Source organism: Microbacterium sp. KNMS, assembly GCF_053851835.1.
Genome location: NZ_JBSQBP010000183.1, coordinates 1 through 243, shown reverse-complemented (window position 1 = coordinate 243; position 243 = coordinate 1). Strand labels below are relative to the sequence as shown.

Sequence of the window (243 nt, the reverse complement as noted above, 5' to 3'; positions counted from 1 at the left end):
CCGCCAGGGCGGCCCGGGTCGGGTAGAGCAGGGCGAGATGGTACAGGCCGGTGGTGCCCGGCGCCGGCGGCGACCCGCCGAGGCTCTCCCAGGTGTTGAGCCCGATATGATGGTGGTAGCCCCCGGCGGCCACGAAGGCGGCGCGCTCGCCGTAGCGCTGGGTCAGGCCGAGGCCGAGCACGCCGCAATAGAAGCCCAGCGCCCGGTCGAGGTGGGCGACCTTGAGGTGGACATGCCCGATGC

The 243-nt window shown here is 73.7% G+C and carries 1 protein-coding gene; it reads right to left on the bottom strand.

What is annotated here, in order from left to right; all coding sequences use genetic code 11:
• On the bottom strand, nt 1-243 hold a 243-nt coding region (locus ACWXWW_RS18290; RefSeq protein WP_455971461.1), incomplete at both ends, for a VOC family protein.